Below are 18,681 nucleotides of genomic sequence, written 5' to 3' on the forward strand. Positions count from 1 at the left end.
CCCTATCCGAAGACCCGGAGAAAGCGAATGATTCGCCTGACGACGGGTCTGCGGGCCATATCCGTAAAATAGGACATGGCAGCGCGTTTGCCAATTTCCCCCATGGTGGGGTAGGGCGAGATGAAGCCGGTCAGATCGCGCACGCGCATCTTCTTCGACAGGGCGAGCGACCAGAAATTGCCCATCTCGGACGCGCCCTTGGCGAGGATCGAAACACCGATAACGCGTCCACGACGGTCTGCGACAAGCTTGATCAGCCCGGTCGTCTCGCGCTCCGCCTGGGCGCGGTCATTGTCGTGGACCGGCCAGGTAAGCACCCGCACTTCGCCATGCGCCTTTCGTGCCTCTGCCTCGGTCAGCCCGACCTGCACAAGCTCGGGGTCGAGAAAGGTGATGCGCGGCAGAGATGCGTAGTCCGCCTTGGCCGGAAGACGAAACAGCAGCGCGCGGATCGCGATGCCGGCATGGTAGTTGGCTACATGGGTGAATTGCGGCCCGCCCGCCACGTCGCCGATCGCATAGATCCGCCGGTTGGAACTGCGCAGGCCCGCATCGACGGCGATGCCCTTCTTGTCGTGACGGACCTTCGCGGCGTCGAGAGCGAGGGCGGCCAGGTTCGGCGAGCGGCCTGCGGCGACAAGCAGATGCGATCCCGCGACGATCTGCTCGCCACCATCCTCTGATTTGGCGACGAGCCGCAGCCCGTCATCCGTCCGCTCGATACGAACGACCGAGTGACGCTCGACAAGCGCGATCCCTTCCGTACGCAGCGCATCGAGTGCGATGGCCGCCAGATCGGGATCTTCGCGCGAGAGGAAGCGGGCCGCTTCAACAACGGTGACGCGTGACCCGAGCCGGCGATGCGCCTGCGCGAGTTCGAGCCCGATCGGCCCGCCGCCGACGACGACCAGATGGTCGGGCCTCTGCTCGAGCTCGAAGATCGTCTCGTTCGTCAGCACCTCGACGTTTTCGATACCGGGGATCGGCGGAATGACGGGCGATGAGCCGGTCGCGATGACAAAGCGCCGCGCCGAAATCCGGTGACCGCCCGCTTCGAGGGTCCGTTCGTCGATGAAACGCCCCTCGGCTCTGATCACCTTGACGCCGAGGCCCTCGAAGCGCTCGACGGAATCGTTCGGCGCGATGGCTTCGATCACGGAACGGACATGGGCGTGAACAGCGCTGAAATCGATGGCCGGGTCGACCTGCTCGATCCCGAAGATCGAGGCCGTGCGCATTGCGTGCGCCCGTTTTCCCGCTGCGATCATCGCCTTGGACGGCACGCACCCATAGTTGAGGCAGTCGCCGCCCATCCGTCCGCGCTCGACCAGCACCACATCGACGCCAAAGGCAGCCGCGGCCGCGGCGACCGACAGTCCGCCCGATCCGGCCCCGATGACGCAGATGTCGGGCGTGAGATGCTCGTGCATGAATGATCCGATCAGTCTGCGGCAGGCGCCTTGGATGCGGTTCTGCGCGTCCAGTAGGCCTTGACGAGCATGGCCGAAATCGCCAGCAGGGCAAGCCCCGCGAGCGCCAGCGTGATCTGCGGCGTCACGATGTCGCCAAGCGTCGGCGTCCGGCCGGCGGCGTTGGCGGCCGTCAGGACGCTGTCGACGCCGGCTCCCAGATAGGCGAGCACGAACGTGCCGGGCAGGATGCCCAGGAACGTCGTCGCGACATAGGTGCCAAGGCGGACCTTGAAGAGGGCCGGCGCCACGTTGACGACGAAGAAGGGCAGGACCGGCGTCATGCGCAGCACGAGCAGATAGCCGAACGCGTTGTCCTCGAAGCCTTTCGACAAGGCTTCCGCACGTCCCTTGACGCGGCTGCGCAACGCATCGCCGAGCGCGGAACGGGCTGCCAGGAAGATCAGCGTCGCGCCGATCGTCGCCGAAACCGCGACCACGATGCCGGCGAGCGCCCAGCCGAAGAGAAAGCCCCCGAAGACGGTGAGGGCGCCTGCGGCGGGAAAGGCGAACGCCGTCGCCACCATGTAGAGAAGACCGAACAGAAATGGCGCGAGGATGCCGTAGGAGGACGCATAGGCCTGCAACTGGTCCTTGCGCGCGGCGAGTTCGCCAAGGCTCAGATATTCGTGCCAGCCGAGCGCATAGCCAATTGCCAGTCCGCCGGCGAGGATGGCGAGCGGCACGAAACGCCAGATCGATTTCGACCGGCCTGCTGTCATGGCGCCGTCCTTTGTCCGCTCGCGCGAAGTCGCGGCCGCAACGCGAAGGGTCGGTCGCGACAGATTGGTCATGGCTTTGGCATTGGCGAGGTTGGCTGGCAAGGGATGCTCCCGGTGCGGAGATGCGTCGTGCCGATACACATGGCGCGCATTCCGTCCGCCCACAATCCCACACGCCCGGTCTCAAGCGGTGTTGACGAGCGGCCTTGCGCGCTTCACCCCGACGTGACCGACATCGATTGACTCGCGCGGGCGATCTTCCTATAAGCCGCGCACGCTCGGGCCCAGGTTCTGGCGCGACTTATGTTGCGCATGGCCGGCCGAAGCTCCTCGTCCGATGAGACAGCTACCAAGAAGGGCCGCACCCCGCGGTATTAAATAAATGAAGCGTACCTACCAGCCGTCCAAACTCGTCCGCAAGCGCCGCCACGGTTTCCGCGCGCGCATGGCCACCAAGGGTGGTCAGAAGGTCATCGCTGCCCGCCGCGCCCGCGGCCGCAAGCGTCTGTCCGCGTAAGTCGTCGCGGGCCGGGCGCCATAGGGCAACGGGATTGACCGACCGGCCGCACGAAAATGCACCGGCGCGCTTGAAGAAGCGCGCCCAGTTTCTGGCCGTTCGCCGGGGCGAGAAGCGCCGGGGGCGGCTTTTTCTGTTGGAGGCGATGCGGCGTGACGACGCGGGAGAACCGCGTCTGGGCATCACCGTCACCAAGAAAGTCGGCAATGCGGTGGTTCGCAACCGCATTCGTCGCCGGCTGAAAGAAGCCGTTCGCGTCCATGCGGCGCGTGACATGGCGTGCGGCACCGATTATGTCATCGTCGGCCGCCGCGAACTGCTCAAGACGCCGTTCGACGAATTGAAGGCAGAACTCTCCCGCCGATTTCGCTGAGCGGGGATAGGGATTCCTTGATGGAAAACAATCGCAACTTCTTCATCACCATCGCGCTTTCCGTCGTGATCCTGACCCTCTGGCAGGTGTTCTACATGAACCCCCGCATCGAGGCGCAGCGCGAGGCAGCGGAGATCCAGGCGCAGCAACAGCAGGCGGCCACCCCCCAGGGGCAGGGCTCAAGTGTCGCGCCCGGTGATGGAGACGTGCCGAGCGCGCCCGGGACGCAGGCCGAAGTGCCCGGCGGCGGAGCGCCGTCGGCCGCGCCGCAGACGCGCGACGGCGCCATCGGCGCGACCGATCGCATCGCCATCGACACGCCGCGTCTGTCCGGCTCGATCAACCTGACTGGCGCCCGCATCGACGACCTGTTGCTGAAGGACTACCGCGTCACCGTCGAGCCGAATTCGCCGAACATTTCGTTGTTGAACCCGTCCGCGCTCGCCAACGGCTATTATGCCGAAGTCGGCTATGTCGGGCAGGGCAACGCCGGCGCGGTTCCCGGACCGCAGACGGTCTGGGCCGTGGAAGGCAATCCGCAGCTCACGCAGGACGCACCGGTCACGCTGACCTACACCAACGATGCAGGCCTGACCTTCGAGCGCACGATTGCGGTCGATGCGGACTACATGTTCACCATCTCCGACAGCGTCACGAACGCCGGCGGCGAGCAGGTCGAACTGATGAATTACGGACGCATCACGCGCGTCGGGACGCCCGACATCGAAGGCATCTTCGTGCTTCACGAAGGTCTGATCGGGGTGACGGGCGAAGAGGGGCTGCAGGAGATCGACTATTCGACGCTCGCCGAGGATCGTCAGATCACGCCCGGCAAGAGCAATGATGGCTGGCTCGGCATCACCGACAAATACTGGGCGGTGGCGATGGTCCCGTCCGATGGTCAGGCGTTCCAGCCGCGCTATTCCTATTTCGACGATGGCCGCGTCCGCTATCAGGCGGACTACCTGTCCGACGCGGTTTCCGTCGCGCCCGGCCAGTCGACCGAAATCGAGACGCGCGTCTTCGCCGGCGCCAAGGTCGTCGGCGTCATCGACGCCTATGAGGAAGCCTATGGCATCCGCCAGTTCGAACTCCTGATCGACTGGGGCTGGTTCTATTTCATCACCAAGCCGATGTTCTTCGTCATCGACTGGTTCTTCCGCCTGTTCGGCAATTTCGGCGTCGCGATCCTCGCGACCACCGTTCTCGTCAAGCTCATCTTCTTCCCGCTCGCCAACAAGTCCTACGTGTCGATGGCGAACATGAAGAAGGTGCAGCCCAAGCTGATGGAAATCCGTGAGAAATATGGCGACGACCGGATGAAGCAGCAGCAGGAGATGATGGAGCTCTACAAGAAGGAAAAGATCAATCCGATCGCCGGCTGCTGGCCGATCCTTCTCCAGATTCCGGTTTTCTTCGCGCTCTACAAGGTGATCTACGTCACGATCGAGATGCGGCACGCGCCGTTCTTCGGCTGGATCAACGATTTGTCGGCGCCCGATCCGACGTCGCTGTTCAACCTCTTCGGCCTTCTGCCCTACGATGTGCCGTCCTTCCTGATGATCGGTGTCTGGCCGTTGATCATGGGCATCACGATGTTCGTGCAGATGCGCATGAACCCGACGCCGCCCGATCCGACCCAGGCGATGATCTTCAACTGGATGCCGGTCGTCTTCACCTTCATGCTTGCGACGTTCCCCGCCGGCCTCGTGATCTACTGGGCCTGGAACAACACCCTGTCCGTTCTCCAGCAGGGCCTGATCATGAAGCGCCAGGGCGCCAAGATCGAGCTTTGGGACAATCTGTCCGGCATGTTCCGCCGAAAGCCCAAGGAACCGGCCGAGTAGGCAATGGATAAAAAGCCCCGCCGCAAGCGGGGCTTTTTTGTGGTCACAGTTAGGTGAACCTCGAAACTGGACGCTCAGCCCTCCCGTAACTCCCCATGTCAACGACACAACAACGCTTTGGGAGAGGCATCATGAAAAAGCTTTCGATCACGACCCTTCTGGTATCGGCCGCCGTCGCGCTGGCCATTCCGGCATCCGCCCAGCAGAACCCTACCGTCGGCGGCGCGCCGATGCTGGTTGAGCGCAACATCGTCGAAAATGCGGTGAACTCACCGGTCCACACCACCCTCGTCGCCGCCGTCCAGGCCGCCGATCTTGCCGGAACCCTGTCCGGCCCCGGTCCCTTCACCGTATTCGCACCGGTGAACGACGCCTTCACCATGCTGCCTGCCGGAACCGTCGACACGCTCCTCATGCCGGAGAACAAGGGCCAGCTCACGAGCGTGCTCACTTATCATGTCGTTCCCGGCAAGCTCAGCGGTCCCGAGCTTCTGCGCCGTGCCAATGCCGGTGGCGGCGAAGCCCAGTTGACCACGGTCCAGGGTGGAACGCTGACGGTGGTGCCGTCCGGCCGCGGCGTCGCCGTGACCGATGCGAACGGGACGACGAGCGTCGTCACCACGGCTGACGTCAATCAGTCGAACGGCGTCATCCACGTCGTCAATCGCGTCCTGCTTCCCTGACAGGAAAAAGCGCTCGGCCGGACTACCATTGTCCGGCCGTGCGACTGCGACCTGCTTGCGCTTGACAAGGCGGGCCGAAAGCTCAATGCCAACAACGGCCCTGACGGCCGTGGAGACTTGCGTTGAGCGATATGGAAGACCCCCGCCCGGCACCCATCGTGGCGGCACCGTTCCCGAAGAACTGGATCTTCATTCGCGGCGTCCCGTCGATGAAGTTCCTGCCCCCCGAAGGCCCGCCCGAAATCGCCTTCGCCGGCCGCTCGAATGTGGGCAAGTCGTCCCTGATCAACGGCCTGGTCGTCAGGAAGGGTCTCGCGCGAACCTCGAACACGCCCGGCCGCACCCAGGAACTCAACTATTTCGTGCCTGATGGATACTCAGGCGAAGCAGGCGACCTGCCGCCGATGGCGCTGGTCGACATGCCCGGCTACGGCTTTGCCAAGGCGCCGAAAGCGCAGGTGGACGCCTGGACGAAACTCGTCTTCGACTATCTGAAGGGTCGCGTCACGCTGAAGCGAGTCTATCTCCTGATCGATTCCCGCCATGGCGTGAAGCAGAACGATTCCGACGTGATGGACCTGCTCGACAAGGCGGCCTGCTCTTATCAGGTGGTCCTGACCAAGACCGACAAGATCAAGACGGCGGACATCGAGCCGCTGATCGAAGAGACGACACAAAAGATCAAGCGCCGCCCAGCCGCGTTTCCCGTCGTCCTCGCGACCTCGTCGGAAAAGAACGAAGGGCTCGAGGAGTTGCGCGAGGCGATCATGAGGGCCTGCATAACCTGACCGGGGTTGCGACCGGGAGAGGCGGCGATGAATTTCGATCTGATCGTCAAGGGCGGGACGCTGGCCGACGGCCGTATCGCCGATATTGGCATTCGCGGCGATCGTATCGCCGCGATCGCGCCGCAGCTTGGCACCGATGCGCGTGAATTGGTCGACGCGACCGGTGACCTCGTCGCACCGCCTTTCGTCGATCCGCATTTCCACATGGACGCGACTCTGTCCTACGGCACGCCGCGCATCAATGCGTCGGGAACGCTTCTCGAGGGCATCGGCCTTTGGGGCGAGCTGAAGCCGCTCTTGACGCATGAAGCGGTGAAGGAGAGGGCGCTCGCCTATTGTGACTGGGCCGTCTCGATGGGCCTTCTGGCCATCCGCACCCATGTCGACACCTGCGACGACCGGCTGCTCGCGGTCGAGGCGCTATTGGACGTCAAGAGGACTGTGGGGCCTTACCTCGACTTGCAACTCGTCGCCTTCCCGCAGGACGGTTTCTATCGCGACCCGACCGCGCGCGAAAACACGATCCGCGCGCTTGACATGGGCGTTGATGTGGTAGGCGGCATTCCCCACTTCGAACGCACGATGGCGGACGGCACCCGCTCGGTGACCGAACTGTGCGAAATCGCAGCCGAACGCGGTCTGCGGGTCGATATGCACTGCGACGAAACGGACGATCCGCTGTCGCGCCATGTCGAGCAACTGGCCTATGAGACGCAGCGTCTCGGTCTGCACGGCCGGGTGAATGGCTCGCACCTGACCTCGATGCACTCGATGGACAATTACTACGTCTCGAAGCTCCTTCCGCTGATGGCGGAGGCGGAGGTCTCGGCCGTGCCGAACCCCCTGATCAACATCGTCTTGCAAGGTCGCCACGACACCTATCCCAAGCGCCGTGGCATGACCCGCGTGCCCGAAATGCTGAAGGCCGGCATTCGCGTCGGTTTCGGCCAGGATTGCGTGCTCGACCCCTGGTATTCGCTCGGCACCGCCGACATGCTCGACGTCGCCTTCATGGGGCTGCACGTGGCGCAGATGACGAGCCCGGCCGACATGCGCCGCTGTTTCGACATGGTGACGACGGAGAATGCCGCCATCATGGGGCTCGAAGGCTATGGGCTCGAGGTCGGGAACGTCGCAAGCCTCGTAGTGCTCGACGCCGGCGACCCGATCGAAGCGCTGCGCCTGCGGCCCGACCGGCTCTGCGTGGTGTCGAAGGGCAAGATCGTGTCGCGCAAGCAGCGCAACGATTCCCGCCTGACGATCGACGGACGGCCGCAGAGCGTGCGGCGCCGGCACAAACTGGGCTAGGAGGCCAAAATGCGATCCGCGGTTCTGGCGTTTCTTGCCTTGGCTCTCGCTGCCTGCACGACGATCACACCGGAGGAGCGGCGAGCGCTCGATGAGGAGGCGTGCCGCTCCTACGGCTTCCGCGCCGGAACCGATGCCTTCGCGGGGTGTTTGCAACGCATCGATCTCGACCGCCGCGCGGAAGCACGCGCCAGCCGCGCCGAGTTCGACCGCTGGTCGCGCACGTCCGCTGTCGTCTACCGCCCGGTTTTCGTGCCGGTGCGCCGCGACTGAACGCGGATCACGGCCATTCGGCGAAGCTGGGCGCATGCAGCGCAGGGCGGTCGGTCCGCGCATCGATGACCGCGCGGCGATAGCGGCCCGGCGGGGTGCCCGTCATCTTGCGAAAAAAGCTCGAAAAATGCGCCGGGTCGGAAAAGCCGAGCGAGTGGCCGAGCTGCTGGATCGTCAGCGACGACCGCTCCAGCCGCAGCATCGCCTCGCGCGCCAGCCGCTCCGAGACCAGCGCCTTCGGTGATTTTCCAACCCCGTCGGTGCAGATCGCGTGCAGCCGGTCGGCCGAGACGCCGAGCGCGGTCGCATAGCGCGCCACCGGCCAGTGGTTGCGGAAATTCATCTCGACGAGCTGGCGGAACCTCTGCAGCAGGCTCATCCGCTCGCCGACCCCCGGCAGCGATTCCCGGCCGCCGGAAACGCGAAGCATCGAGACGAGAACGATGCGAAGAAGCGCCGACAGCAGCAGCGCCGACGCCTCTCGAGGCTGTTGCCGCTCCGCGATCACGGCGCTCAGGCATCGCTCGATCAAGCCCAGCGCTTCGGGATGACCGGCGAGCGAAAGCGTGAAGTCCCGATCGACCAGGTAGCGCAGGGCGACCGATTGCGCCTCGTCGCCGATCGCATCGACGAGCGTGTCGTCGCCGATCTGCGCCCGAAGCCCGGTCGCGCCCGCCTCGAGCCGCAATCGTCCCGGTTTCATGTCGCCCAGCCACAGCAATGCGGGCGCGGCGATGGCAAGCCTCTGGCCGCCAGCTTCCGCCTCGCCGCCGCCATCGGTCATGAGGACGAGCTGGCGTGCCACGCCGCCAGTCGCGCCGTTGAAGGACCAGAACCGCGCGTGCAGTCCGCAATCGATTGTGGCGACATCCATCTTTCAGTCCGTCTTGAAACCAGATTCTTACAATAGATCACCAGTTTTGTTCATATCAAGTGTGGGTGCCTTGCGCTTCAATCATTGGGTCGCTGGGAGAACGGAACTCCAAAGGAGCCGTGGCGGCTGAAGCGGAAAATGCGCTTCGCGGGAGGATGAATTGGCAAAGGCAGCGCGGATCGCGGCTCCCGTCGGGGAGGTCGTCGAAGCCCCCCATCTGGAGCGGGTCGGCCCGTTGACGGGGACAGTGGTCACGCGCGTACATGGGTCGAGCGTTGCGGAAGCTCGACATGCCGCCAACCGTGCCGCCGCAGCCTTCCCGAAATGGTCGCAGACCCCTCCATCCGAACGCCGCGCGATCTTGAACCGCGCCGCCGGTCTCCTGTTGGAGCGCACCGAACTGTTCGTCGCGAAGATCGCCAACGAGACTGGCGGCACGCGCGCCTGGAGCGAACTCAATTGCCGGCTCGGCGCGTCCATTCTGCGCGAGGCGGCGGCGCTCACCACGCAATTGACCGGCGAAACGATCCCTGCCGACCGGCCCGGCTCCTTCGCCATGGCTGTGCGCCAGCCCTGCGGCGTGGTCCTGTCGCTGGCACCCTGGAACGCGCCGATCGTCTTGTCCGTTCGTTCGATCGCCATGCCGCTCGCCTGCGGAAATACGGTCGTGTTCAAGGCCTCGGAACTCTGCCCGGGCACGCATGCGATGGTGTGCGACATCTTCGCCGAAGCCGGGCTTCCCGAGGGCGCGATCGCCGTCGTTCACAATCAGGAAGACCATGCCCAGGAAATCGTCGAAGCGCTGATCGCGCATCCGGCCGTGCGGCGCGTGAATTTCACCGGCTCGACGCGGTCCGGCCGCATCATCGCGGAGATTGCCGCACGCCACTTGACGCCCGCACTGCTGGAACTCGGCGGCAAGGCCCCGCTGATCGTACTCGACGACGCCGATCTCGACGAAGCCGCCCGGGCTGCCGCTTTCGGCGCCTTCTTCAACCAAGGCCAGATCTGCATGTCGACCGAGCGTCTGGTGGTGCAGGACAGCATTGCCGACGCCTTCCTCGAGCGCCTGTCCGCCGAAGTGAAGCGGTTGCGCCTTGGCGATCCGCGCGATGGCGCGAGCGAAATCGGTCCGATGATCAGCGAACAGGCGGCCGCGCGCGTCAAGGCGCTGATCGACGACGCCATGCAGAAGGGTGCGCGGCTCGTCGTCGGGGGCGAACAGCGATCGGTTTGGCTCGACGCAACGATCCTCGATGGCGTGACGCCCAACATGCGTATCTATTATGAGGAAAGCTTCGGCCCCGTCGCCTCGCTCATCCGCTTCACCGATATCGACGAGGCCGTCTCGATTGCGAACGATACCGAATACGGTCTGTCCGCCGCCGTTTTCGGCCGCGACGTCACGCGTGCGCTCATGGTGGCGCAGCGTCTCGAGACCGGCATCTGCCACATCAATTCGGCGACGATACATGACGAACCGCAAATGCCGTTCGGCGGTGTCAAATCATCCGGCCACGGCCGTTTCGGCGGTCGGGCCGGCATCGACGAATTCACCGAATTGCGGTGGATCACCATTCAGAGCGGACGGCCGGACTATCCGATCTGAAACCGAATTCCGGCAGGAGGATGCCGGGTCTTTGTCAACACTGGGAGGAAACAGGACATGATCAGACGCACGTTCATCGCACTTGCAGCCAGCGCCGCGACGCTGGCGCTTGCCGGCCACGCGGCCGCGCAGGAAACCATCAAGATCGGCGCGAGCGCGCCGAAGACCGGCCCGCTCGCGGCCGGCGCGACCGTCAGTCACTGGCCGAACATCCAGCTTTGGGTGTCGGAAGTGAACGGACGCGGCGGTCTCCAGGTCGGCGACCAGCAGATGCAGATCGAACTGGTCGAATATGACGACCGCACCTCGGCCGAGACCGCGGTCCAGAATATCCAGCGCCTGGCCACCGTCGACAATGTCGATTTCATCGTCACGCCCTATTCGACCGGCCTCAACGTCGCGACCGCCCCGATCATCGCGCGCTACGGCTATCCGCACATCACGACGAGCGCGATCACCGACGGCGTCGAGGAATTCGCCGGTCGCTGGCCGAATTCGTTCTGGATGCTCGGCACCTCGAAGGAACTGGCTGAGGGCACTGCCGCCGCATTGAAGAAACTGAAGGATGCCGGGGAAATCGGCAACAAGGTCGCGCTCGTCCACGTCGCCGACGCGTTCGGCCTCGAACTCGCAGGTGCCGGCAAGCCGGCGCTCGAAGCGGCAGGGTTCGAGATCGTCTACGAGGCATCCTATCCGCTCGGCACGCAGGACGTCGCCCCGATCGTCAGCCAGGCCAAGGCTGCCGCGCCGGACGCATTCGTCGGTTTCTCCTATCCGGGCGACACCTTCGCGCTCACCGAACAGGCGCAAATCCAGGACCTCGACGTCGGCGCCTTCTATGTCGGCGTCGGCGCGTCCTTCCCTGCCTATGCCGGCCGTTTCGGCGCAACGGCGAACGGCGTTCTGGGCGCAGGCGGCACCAACCCGGATGACGAGAAGATCAAGGAGTACCGCGCCAAGCACAAGGAAGTGACGGGCGCGGACGCCGATTACTGGGCGAGCGCCGTGACCTATTCGGGTCTCCAGGTCCTCGAGCAGGCGATCGAGGCCGCCGGCACCAAGGACCGCGAAGCCGTCGTCGAGGCCATCAAGGCCGGCACCTTCGATACGGTGATGGGCGAGGTGAAGTTCGAGAACAACGTCAACCGCAACCTCTGGACCGTCGGCCAATGGAAGGACGGCGTCTTCTACGGCGTCGCCGCCAATGGCATCGACGGGGCGATCGAGCCGATCAAAAAAGACGGCTGGGAATAAGTCTTGAGAACGCGCCATCCCGGCGGTTCCGGGATGGCGCTTCCCGCCTTCGAGGCGATGCGAGTATGGTAGCTTAGAGAATGCAGATCATCGTCACAGGCATATTGCTGGGCGGCACCTACGCGCTGATCGCGCTGGGGCTGACACTGCAATACGGCGTCGCGCGTATCATGAACCTTGCCAATGGCGAGACCTTCGTTGCGGCCTGCTTCATCGCCTTCTGGCTGTTCACGGCCATGCAGATCAACCCACTTCTCGGGCTGCTCGTCATCGCGCCAGCCGCTTTCGCGATCAACTGGGCAATCTATTCGGTGCTTCTGAAGCCGCTGGTGGATCGGGCGAAGAACCGGGGCATGCTGGAGGTGGATTCGATCCTCGCCACGTTCGGCCTGCTCTTCCTCTTGCAGGGCCTGATGCTGCTTGCGTTCGGCGGCTCCTACTTCTCCTACACCTTCCTCGCCGAGCGCTTCATGATCCTCGGCAATCCGTTCGGCCTCAACCGCGTGGTCGCCTTCGGCGCGGCGGTCGCAATCGCCATCGGGCTCTACTTCTTCCTCTACCGGACGCGGCAGGGCACGGCCGTTCGCGCCGTCGCCGTCGATCCGAATTCGGCCAGGCTCGTCGCAATCGACGTCGCCAAGACCGCGGCCTTCGCCTTCGCGCTGGGCGGCGCACTGACGGCCTGCGGCGGGGCGCTTCTGTCGACCTTCTACACGTTCAACGCCTCGATGGGCGTCGTCTTCACCATGAAGGCGCTGATCATCGTCATCATGGGCGGCGTCGGCGACATTCGCGGCGCGGTGTTGGCGGCCCTCATCCTCGGCATCACCGAGACGGCGGTCGCGAGCCTCATCGATCCCGGCCTCACCATCGCCGCGACCTACGCGCTCTTCATCATCGTCCTCCTCTTCCGCCCGCAAGGCATGTTCGGGAGGCAGACCACATGACGCTCGACCAGTCGGAAATCCGCATTGGCCTTCTCGGTGCGATCGCTGTCGCCGCTCTCGCGACGCTGCCGCTTTTCAGCCAGGGCTACTACCTCTCGCTCGGCGTCAATCTGATGCTCTACGCCGCGCTTTGCACGGCCTGGACGCTCTTCTCCGGCCCGACGCACTACATCTCGCTCGCCACGGCCGCCTTCTTCGGCCTCGGCACCTATACGGTCGGCCTGTGGGTCGACCACGTGCCTTTCTTTGCCCTCGTGCTCGGTGGCGGAGTGGTCGCGGCCGTGCTGGCAGGGCTCGTCGGCCTCGCCACGCTCAGGCTCTCCGGCGTCTATTTCGTCATCTTCACGCTGGGCCTGGCCGAACTCGTGCGCCAGTTGGTCTCGTGGACGCAGACCAAGGTCTCGACGCGAATGGGCCTCTACGTCTTCACCGACTTCACTGAGATGCACATTTACTGGATGCTGCTGGCGCTGACGGTTGCCGTCTTCGTCGCCGGCTGGCTGATCGGCCGCTCGCGGCTCGGTTTCGCCATGAAGATCATCGGCAATGACGAGACGGTGGCGCGCCATGTCGGCATCGACACTGCGCGTGCCAAGATCATCCTCTTCATGATCTCCGGCGCGTTCATCGGCATTGCCGGTGCCATCTCCGCTCCGCGCTACGCGTATATCGAGCCGCCATCGGCCTTCAATCCGATGATCTCGTTCCTCGTCGTCATCATGGCTCTGCTCGGTGGCACGAAGCGTCTATGGGGTCCGTTGGTGGGCGTCATTCCCTTCACCATCCTGTTCGATCAGGTCTCCGCGCAATTCCCGAACCACACACCCATCGTCATGGGCCTCGCCTTCCTCGCCATCGTCTATCTCCTGCCCGACGGCGTGACCGGACGGCTGGAGCAGTTGCGCACAAGGATGAAGCGGTCGGAGAAGCCCGTCGGCGAGGAGAAGGTGGCATGACTGCTATCCTCTCCGTCGACCGCGCGCAGAAGAAGTTCGGCGGTCTCGTCGCCGTCAACGACGTCTCCTTCGACGTCCGTGAAGGCGAGCTTCTTGGGCTGATCGGCCCGAATGGCTCCGGCAAGACGACGATGCTCAATTTGATTTCCGGCGCGCTGCGCCCGAGTGCCGGCGAAATCCGGTTGAAGGGCGAGCGCATCTCCGGCCACGCCGCGCACCACATCGCCCGGCAGGGCGTCGCGCGCACCTTCCAGCTCGTGCGCATCCTGCCGTCGATGACGGCGGAGGAAAACGTCATGGCGGGGGCCGTCTTCGCGCGCAACCGGCTGTGGGGCGCGGATGCCAATGCTCTCGCCCGCAAGCTTCTCGCCCGCGTCGGGCTCGAGGGCAGGGCGGACATGCCGGTCGCGTCGATGACCTATATCGACCAGAAGCGCATCGAACTGGCGCGTGCGCTGGCGTCCGATCCGCGCGTGCTGCTGTTGGACGAATGGCTGGCCGGCCTCAATCCGACGGAGCTTCAGATCGGCATCGCCCTCATCGACGATCTGCGCCGCGAAGGCCGCACCATCATCATGGTCGAGCACGTGATGGACGCGATCCGCACGCTCTGCGACCGCTGCGTCGTCATGAACACCGGCACAAAGATCGCCGAGGGCGACGTTGCGAAGGTTCTGTCCGAGCCGGAAGTCGTACGCGCATATCTCGGGGACGACGACGATGCTTGAGGTGACGAATCTCGGCGTCCGCTATGGCCGCCACCTTGCGCTCGAAGGCGTATCGGCGAAGATCGCGAAGGGCGAAATCTGCGTCATTCTCGGCGCGAACGGTGCCGGCAAATCGAGCTTGCTCAAGGCCATCGCGGGCCTCGTGAAGACCGAGCCCGGCACCGAAATCGCGATGAACGGCAAGCCGATCCGGGGCGTCAAGGCGCATCGGATAGTCGAGGAAGGCATCGCACTCGTTCCGGAAGGCCGCGGCATTTTCGGCGACCTGACCGTGGCCGAGAACCTGCAACTCGGCGCATTCGCCGGCCGCGCGCGGCAGGACGAGGCGCAGACGCTGAAGCGCATCTACGAACTCTTCCCGCGCCTTGCCGAGCGCAAGAGCCAGATCGCGCGCACCATGTCGGGCGGCGAGCAGCAGATGGTGGCGATCGGCCGCGCGCTGATGTCGAAGCCCGACATCCTGATGCTCGACGAGCCCTCGCTCGGCCTGTCGCCCCTCCTGTCGAAGGAACTGTTCAAGTCACTGAAGGCCGTGGCTGCCACCGGCGTCGGCATCCTGCTCGTCGAGCAGAACGCCAAGCTCAGCCTCAAGATCGCCGATCGCGGCTATCTGATCGAGAACGGCCTCATCACCGGCGAGGACACGGCGGTCAACCTGATGAATGACCCGGCCGTCGCCAACGCCTATCTCGGCGGCGGCAAGACGGACGATGCCAAGCGTAGCGCGAAGCGCGGCATCGCACTGCCGCCCTTCCTCGCGCTACCCGCCTCGCTCGAGGCGATGGGCCGGATGGCGGGCGACCTCGCACGTCGCGCCGGCGCGATCCAGACGGCCTTCGTGCGCTATCTGCGCCGTGAAAGCCCGGCGCCGAGCGCCTTTGCCGGGCGCTACGACCCGAAGGCCGGTCCCGATCCGTGGGACGTCGCCGCCAGGGAAACGGCGCAGCCGAAACCGGCCTCCGCAGATGCCGGCCGCCTCTCCGATCAGGCGGGAGAACTGGCGCGGCGAGCGCAGGAACGGCTTGCCGCTCACATGATGGCGAACCGTCTGACGCGCGGAGCCGGCACCCCGCAGCCGTCAGAGCGCCCGGCATTCGTCACGCACTCGACCGAGCCGCGCCGCGCGGAACTTGCGTTCGATGCGGCCGCGCTCGCCGACCGCGCGACCAAGCGGCTTGCCGCCCATGTCGCAAGCCGGCGCAGGCCGATCGAGCGGCCCGTCCTGCCGCGCAAGCCGGTCGTCGCGGCGCCAGAAAAGCTCGATGGCGGCCACGGCCTCGTTGGTCACAACAGCGCCGGATTCGACATCGACGATGACGACGTGCAGGTCGCCGCAGCTCCCAAACGCATCGACTTGTCCGACGTGGTGGCCCGCGCCGCCGCCATCCAGGCCGAGCACGTCGCCGCGCGTCGCAAAACCCTCACCGCGTTCACGATACCGCCGCAACCGGCGGCCACGCTGGACGCCGATTCCCACACGAAGAAGAAATCGCCCAAAAAGCGGAAGAAGCATAAGGAGGCTTGAAAATGGCTCGTGTTTTCGAAGGAATGTATATCGGCGGCGGCTGGTCCGCGACGAAGAAGACCTTCAAGGATCTGAACCCGGCCGACGGCTCGGTGTGGGCTGAGGTGCCGGATTCCGGCCGCGCCGAGACCGCTGCCGCCATCGAGGCCGCGCACAAGGCGTTCCCCGAATGGGCCGCGCTGCCCTTCTCCAAGCGCGCGCATTATCTCCATAAGGCGGCCGAGATCTGGGAGCGCCGCAAGATGGAAATCGTCGATGCGATCCAGGCCGAAGGCGGCGGCTGGTTCGGCAAGGGCATGTTCGAGACCGGCTACGTGACGGAAGTCTTCCACGCCGCCGCGGCGTCGGTCTGGAACCCGATCGGCGAGGTCATGCCGTCAGAATACGGCAAGGTCTCGATGGCGACGCGCCGCCCGATGGGCGTCGTCTCGGTCATCTCGCCATGGAATTTCCCCTGCATCCTCACCGCGCGCGGCTTCCTGTTCCCGCTCGTCGCCGGCAACACGATCGTCTTGAAGCCGTCCGAGGAAACGCCTTATCTCGGCGGCCTGCTCTTCGCCGAAATCTTCGAGGAAGCAGGCCTGCCCAAGGGCGTCTTCAACGTCGTCACCTGCTCGCGCGAGAACGTGGCCGAGGTCGGCGACGAACTGATCGAGCATCCTTATGTGAAGGGCATTTCCTTCACCGGCTCGACGGCCGTCGGCCGTCAGGTCGCGGCGAAGGCCGGCGCGCATCTGAAGAAGTGCTGCGTCGAGCTCGGCGGCAAGGATTCGTTGATCGTGTGCGACGATGCCGAGATGGAGCGCGCCACACAGGCCGCCAATTTCGGCTCCTTCATGCATCAGGGCCAGATCTGCATGTCGGTCGAAAAGGTGCTCGTGCACGAGAAGATCTTCGACGATTTCCTGGCGAAGTTCGTCGAGCGCGCGAAGAAGCTCAAGGTCGGCGACCCGACCAAGAGCAAGGAGCACATCATCGGCCCGCTCATCAACGACAAGCAGGTCGCCAAGGTGAAGGAACAGCTCGACGACGCCATCGCCAAGGGCGCGAAGGTGGTGCTCGGCGGCAAGATCGAAGGCCGCTTCGTCGAGCCGACCATCCTGACCGGCGTAACGCCGGACATGAAGATCTACCAGGACGAAACCTTCGGGCCCGTCGTGCCGGTGATCCCGTTCCGCACCGATGACGAGGCGATCGAGATCGCCAATGACAGCGAATACGGCCTCTCGGCCGGCGTCATGACCCGCGATGAGGGCAGGGGACTTGCCATCGTCAACAAGCTCGACACTGGAAATTGCCACATCAACTGCTCGTCGGTGAACGATGAGCCGCATGTTCCGTTCGGCGGTTTCAAGGCGTCGGGCGTCGGCAAGCACGGTGGCCGCTGGTCACTCGAAACCTTCACTGAAACGCGCTGGATCACGCTTGATCGTGGCGGTCGGCCCTATCCGCCGATGTTCTGATCGAAACGGGAAAGGCCGGGCAATTGCCCGGCCTTTTTCTTAGCCCTGTGATGCGGCGATGCGCGATTTGGTTTCGCCGGATGCCTCGCCCTTATCGCCCGGCACACCGGCATTGGCCTGCCGCGACTGTTCCGGGCTGATCGGTGCCCCGGGGCGACGAATTGTGGCGGCGGCTTCCAGCACGATCGGCTTCAGCCCTTGGCCGCCCTTGTCGACCACTTCGAAGAAGTGACCACGCATGCGCGGTTCCCAGAACTTGTTGATGTGCTCCGCCACGCCGGCGACGCCCATGTCGTGCGGCTTCGATTCGAAGAACGTGCCGATCTGGTTCGCCATGCGGATCAGCTTCGTGTGGGGGTTGAAGGCCTCATGCGACATGGGTGCTGCTCTCGGGTGTCAGACGTTCGGGATGGGTGAATATGTCGAATTCGTCGCCGCGCACCAGCGCGACGAGGCTCATGCCGGCGTCTTCGGCGGTGCGGATCGCGAGCGCCGTCGGCGCCGAAACGGCAATGATGAAGGACGCGCCGATCGCGGCGGTCTTCTGCACCATCTCGACCGAAACGCGGCTCGTGACGACGACCGCTCCCGTCGAACCGTCCACGCCTGCCTGCGCCAATGCGCCGGCAAGCTTGTCGAGCGCATTGTGCCGACCGACATCCTCGCGTGCCAGGATGATGCCGCGGCCGGGAACGTAACATCCTGCAGCGTGTACGGCGCCGGTTTCCTTGTGGAGCGGCTGCACCTTAGACAGGAGCCGGATTGCTTGCGTGATGTCGTGCGCGGAAAGCGCCAGCGCCGCGTCGGATACGCCACGCACGGCACGCATCGCTTCCTCGATGGATTCGATGCCGCACAGCCCGCAGCCCACCGGCCCGGCAAGACGCCGCCGCCGTGCCTCGAACCGCGTGTTCGCCTTGTCGAAAAGGCGGATCTGGATGTCGATCCCCGCGCCATGATCCTCGACGTTGATCGCCTCGATCTCGTCAAGCGACGCGATGATGCCTTCCGTCAGCGAGAACCCGATCGCGAAATCCTCGAGGTCCGCGGGCGAGGCCATCATCACGGCATGCGTCGTGCCGCCATAAGACAGCGCGACCGGCGTTTCCTCGGGAACATTGCGGTCGGCGGTGGATGTGCCTGTCGTGCGGTGGGCGAGGCGGGGGAGGGTGGTGATTGGCGGACGGGTCATCGGAAAGGACCTCCGAGGGTCCGGCGCTTTACGGCGCCCCCCTCTGTCCTGCCGGACATCTCCCCCGCATGGGGGGAGATCACGCGCGTTATCCTCCGCGTTGGGCTGATCTCCCCCCTCGCGGGGGAGATGTCCGGCAGGACAGAGGGGGGC

General features: G+C 64.8%; 18 protein-coding genes and 1 pseudogene. 14 read left to right on the forward strand and 5 right to left on the reverse strand.

Going from position 1 to position 18,681, the window contains the following annotated elements:
* Positions 1-2: 2 nt before the first annotated feature.
* Together ACT6QU_RS06750 and ACT6QU_RS06755 are read right to left on the reverse strand one after the other, a co-directional pair.
* Positions 3-1,430: a dihydrolipoyl dehydrogenase family protein gene (locus ACT6QU_RS06750; RefSeq protein WP_444563288.1), complete on the reverse strand. Its 1,428-nt coding sequence runs from the start codon at positions 1,428-1,430 to the stop codon at positions 3-5.
* Positions 1,431-1,441: 11 nt separating this feature from the next.
* Positions 1,442-2,293 (reverse strand): TVP38/TMEM64 family protein, encoded by an 852-nt coding sequence (locus ACT6QU_RS06755; protein ID WP_444563287.1) that lies wholly within the window; start codon positions 2,291-2,293, stop codon positions 1,442-1,444.
* A 280-nt stretch (positions 2,294-2,573) separates the two neighbouring features.
* Between ACT6QU_RS06755 and rpmH the strand changes: the two genes are divergently transcribed.
* The 7 genes from rpmH to ACT6QU_RS06790 all read left to right on the forward strand — a co-directional run bounded on the left by rpmH (position 2,574) and on the right by ACT6QU_RS06790 (position 7,980).
* Positions 2,574-2,708, forward strand: coding sequence for a 50S ribosomal protein L34 (gene rpmH / locus ACT6QU_RS06760; RefSeq protein ID WP_024586493.1), 135 nt, complete (start codon positions 2,574-2,576; stop codon positions 2,706-2,708).
* A 34-nt stretch (positions 2,709-2,742) separates the two neighbouring features.
* Complete coding sequence (gene rnpA, locus ACT6QU_RS06765) at positions 2,743-3,081, forward strand: ribonuclease P protein component (RefSeq protein WP_024586492.1); 339 nt, start codon at positions 2,743-2,745, stop codon at positions 3,079-3,081.
* Positions 3,082-3,101: 20 nt separating this feature from the next.
* Positions 3,102-4,928 (forward strand): membrane protein insertase YidC, encoded by a 1,827-nt coding sequence (yidC, locus tag ACT6QU_RS06770; protein WP_444836570.1) that lies wholly within the window; start codon positions 3,102-3,104, stop codon positions 4,926-4,928.
* Between the two features lie 131 nt (positions 4,929-5,059).
* Positions 5,060-5,611, forward strand: a complete 552-nt coding sequence (locus ACT6QU_RS06775; protein WP_444563285.1) for a fasciclin domain-containing protein — start codon at positions 5,060-5,062, stop codon at positions 5,609-5,611.
* Positions 5,612-5,742: 131 nt separating this feature from the next.
* The gene (gene yihA, locus ACT6QU_RS06780) at positions 5,743-6,399 is read left to right on the forward strand and encodes a ribosome biogenesis GTP-binding protein YihA/YsxC (protein ID WP_444563428.1); all 657 of its coding nucleotides are present in this window, start codon (positions 5,743-5,745) and stop codon (positions 6,397-6,399) included.
* Between the two features lie 27 nt (positions 6,400-6,426).
* A complete protein-coding gene (locus tag ACT6QU_RS06785; RefSeq protein ID WP_444563284.1) occupies positions 6,427-7,707 on the forward strand; it encodes an amidohydrolase family protein in 1,281 nt (426 codons plus the stop codon).
* 9 nt (positions 7,708-7,716) lie between these two features.
* Positions 7,717-7,980 carry a hypothetical protein gene (locus ACT6QU_RS06790; protein WP_444563283.1) on the forward strand — a complete coding sequence of 88 codons (264 nt, stop codon included), beginning with the start codon at positions 7,717-7,719 and terminating at the stop codon, positions 7,978-7,980.
* A gap of 7 nt (positions 7,981-7,987) precedes the next feature.
* Here the strand turns inward: ACT6QU_RS06790 and ACT6QU_RS06795 are convergent, their stop codons facing one another.
* Positions 7,988-8,854, reverse strand: coding sequence for a helix-turn-helix domain-containing protein (locus ACT6QU_RS06795; RefSeq protein WP_444563282.1), 867 nt, complete (start codon positions 8,852-8,854; stop codon positions 7,988-7,990).
* A 160-nt stretch (positions 8,855-9,014) separates the two neighbouring features.
* On the opposite strand from ACT6QU_RS06795, the gene ACT6QU_RS06800 reads away from it, so the two are divergent.
* The 7 genes and pseudogenes from ACT6QU_RS06800 (at position 9,015) to ACT6QU_RS06830 (ending at position 17,336) form a co-directional block, all read left to right on the forward strand.
* Positions 9,015-10,463, forward strand: a complete 1,449-nt coding sequence (locus tag ACT6QU_RS06800) for an aldehyde dehydrogenase (RefSeq protein WP_444563281.1) — start codon at positions 9,015-9,017, stop codon at positions 10,461-10,463.
* Positions 10,464-10,520: 57 nt separating this feature from the next.
* Positions 10,521-11,717, forward strand: coding sequence for an amino acid ABC transporter substrate-binding protein (locus ACT6QU_RS06805; RefSeq protein WP_444563280.1), 1,197 nt, complete (start codon positions 10,521-10,523; stop codon positions 11,715-11,717).
* Positions 11,718-11,797: 80 nt separating this feature from the next.
* Positions 11,798-12,664: a branched-chain amino acid ABC transporter permease gene (locus ACT6QU_RS06810; RefSeq protein ID WP_444563279.1), complete on the forward strand. Its 867-nt coding sequence runs from the start codon at positions 11,798-11,800 to the stop codon at positions 12,662-12,664.
* The gene (locus ACT6QU_RS06815) at positions 12,661-13,620 is read left to right on the forward strand and encodes a branched-chain amino acid ABC transporter permease (RefSeq protein WP_444563278.1); all 960 of its coding nucleotides are present in this window, start codon (positions 12,661-12,663) and stop codon (positions 13,618-13,620) included. Before ACT6QU_RS06810 ends, ACT6QU_RS06815 begins: the two co-directional genes overlap by 4 nt.
* Positions 13,617-14,348: an ABC transporter ATP-binding protein gene (locus ACT6QU_RS06820; protein WP_444563277.1), complete on the forward strand. Its 732-nt coding sequence runs from the start codon at positions 13,617-13,619 to the stop codon at positions 14,346-14,348. The genes ACT6QU_RS06815 and ACT6QU_RS06820 overlap by 4 nt, the downstream gene beginning before the upstream one ends.
* Positions 14,341-15,045: pseudogene (locus ACT6QU_RS06825) on the forward strand (ABC transporter ATP-binding protein); the annotation flags it as partial. The gene ACT6QU_RS06820 and the pseudogene ACT6QU_RS06825, both read left to right, overlap by 8 nt.
* Before the next feature lie 830 nt (positions 15,046-15,875).
* Positions 15,876-17,336: an aldehyde dehydrogenase family protein gene (locus ACT6QU_RS06830; RefSeq protein ID WP_444563276.1), complete on the forward strand. Its 1,461-nt coding sequence runs from the start codon at positions 15,876-15,878 to the stop codon at positions 17,334-17,336.
* Between the two features lie 39 nt (positions 17,337-17,375).
* Here ACT6QU_RS06830 and ACT6QU_RS06835 read toward each other — a convergent pair whose 3' ends face one another.
* The gene (locus tag ACT6QU_RS06835; RefSeq protein WP_444563275.1) at positions 17,376-17,714 is read right to left on the reverse strand and encodes a formate dehydrogenase subunit delta; all 339 of its coding nucleotides are present in this window, start codon (positions 17,712-17,714) and stop codon (positions 17,376-17,378) included.
* Positions 17,704-18,528 carry a formate dehydrogenase accessory sulfurtransferase FdhD gene (fdhD, locus tag ACT6QU_RS06840; RefSeq protein ID WP_444563274.1) on the reverse strand — a complete coding sequence of 275 codons (825 nt, stop codon included), beginning with the start codon at positions 18,526-18,528 and terminating at the stop codon, positions 17,704-17,706. The genes ACT6QU_RS06835 and fdhD overlap by 11 nt, the downstream gene beginning before the upstream one ends.
* Positions 18,529-18,681: the final 153 nt, after the last annotated feature.

The sequence above is a fragment of the Aliihoeflea sp. genome (genome assembly GCF_052435475.1).
GTDB lineage: Bacteria > Pseudomonadota > Alphaproteobacteria > Rhizobiales > Rhizobiaceae > Aliihoeflea.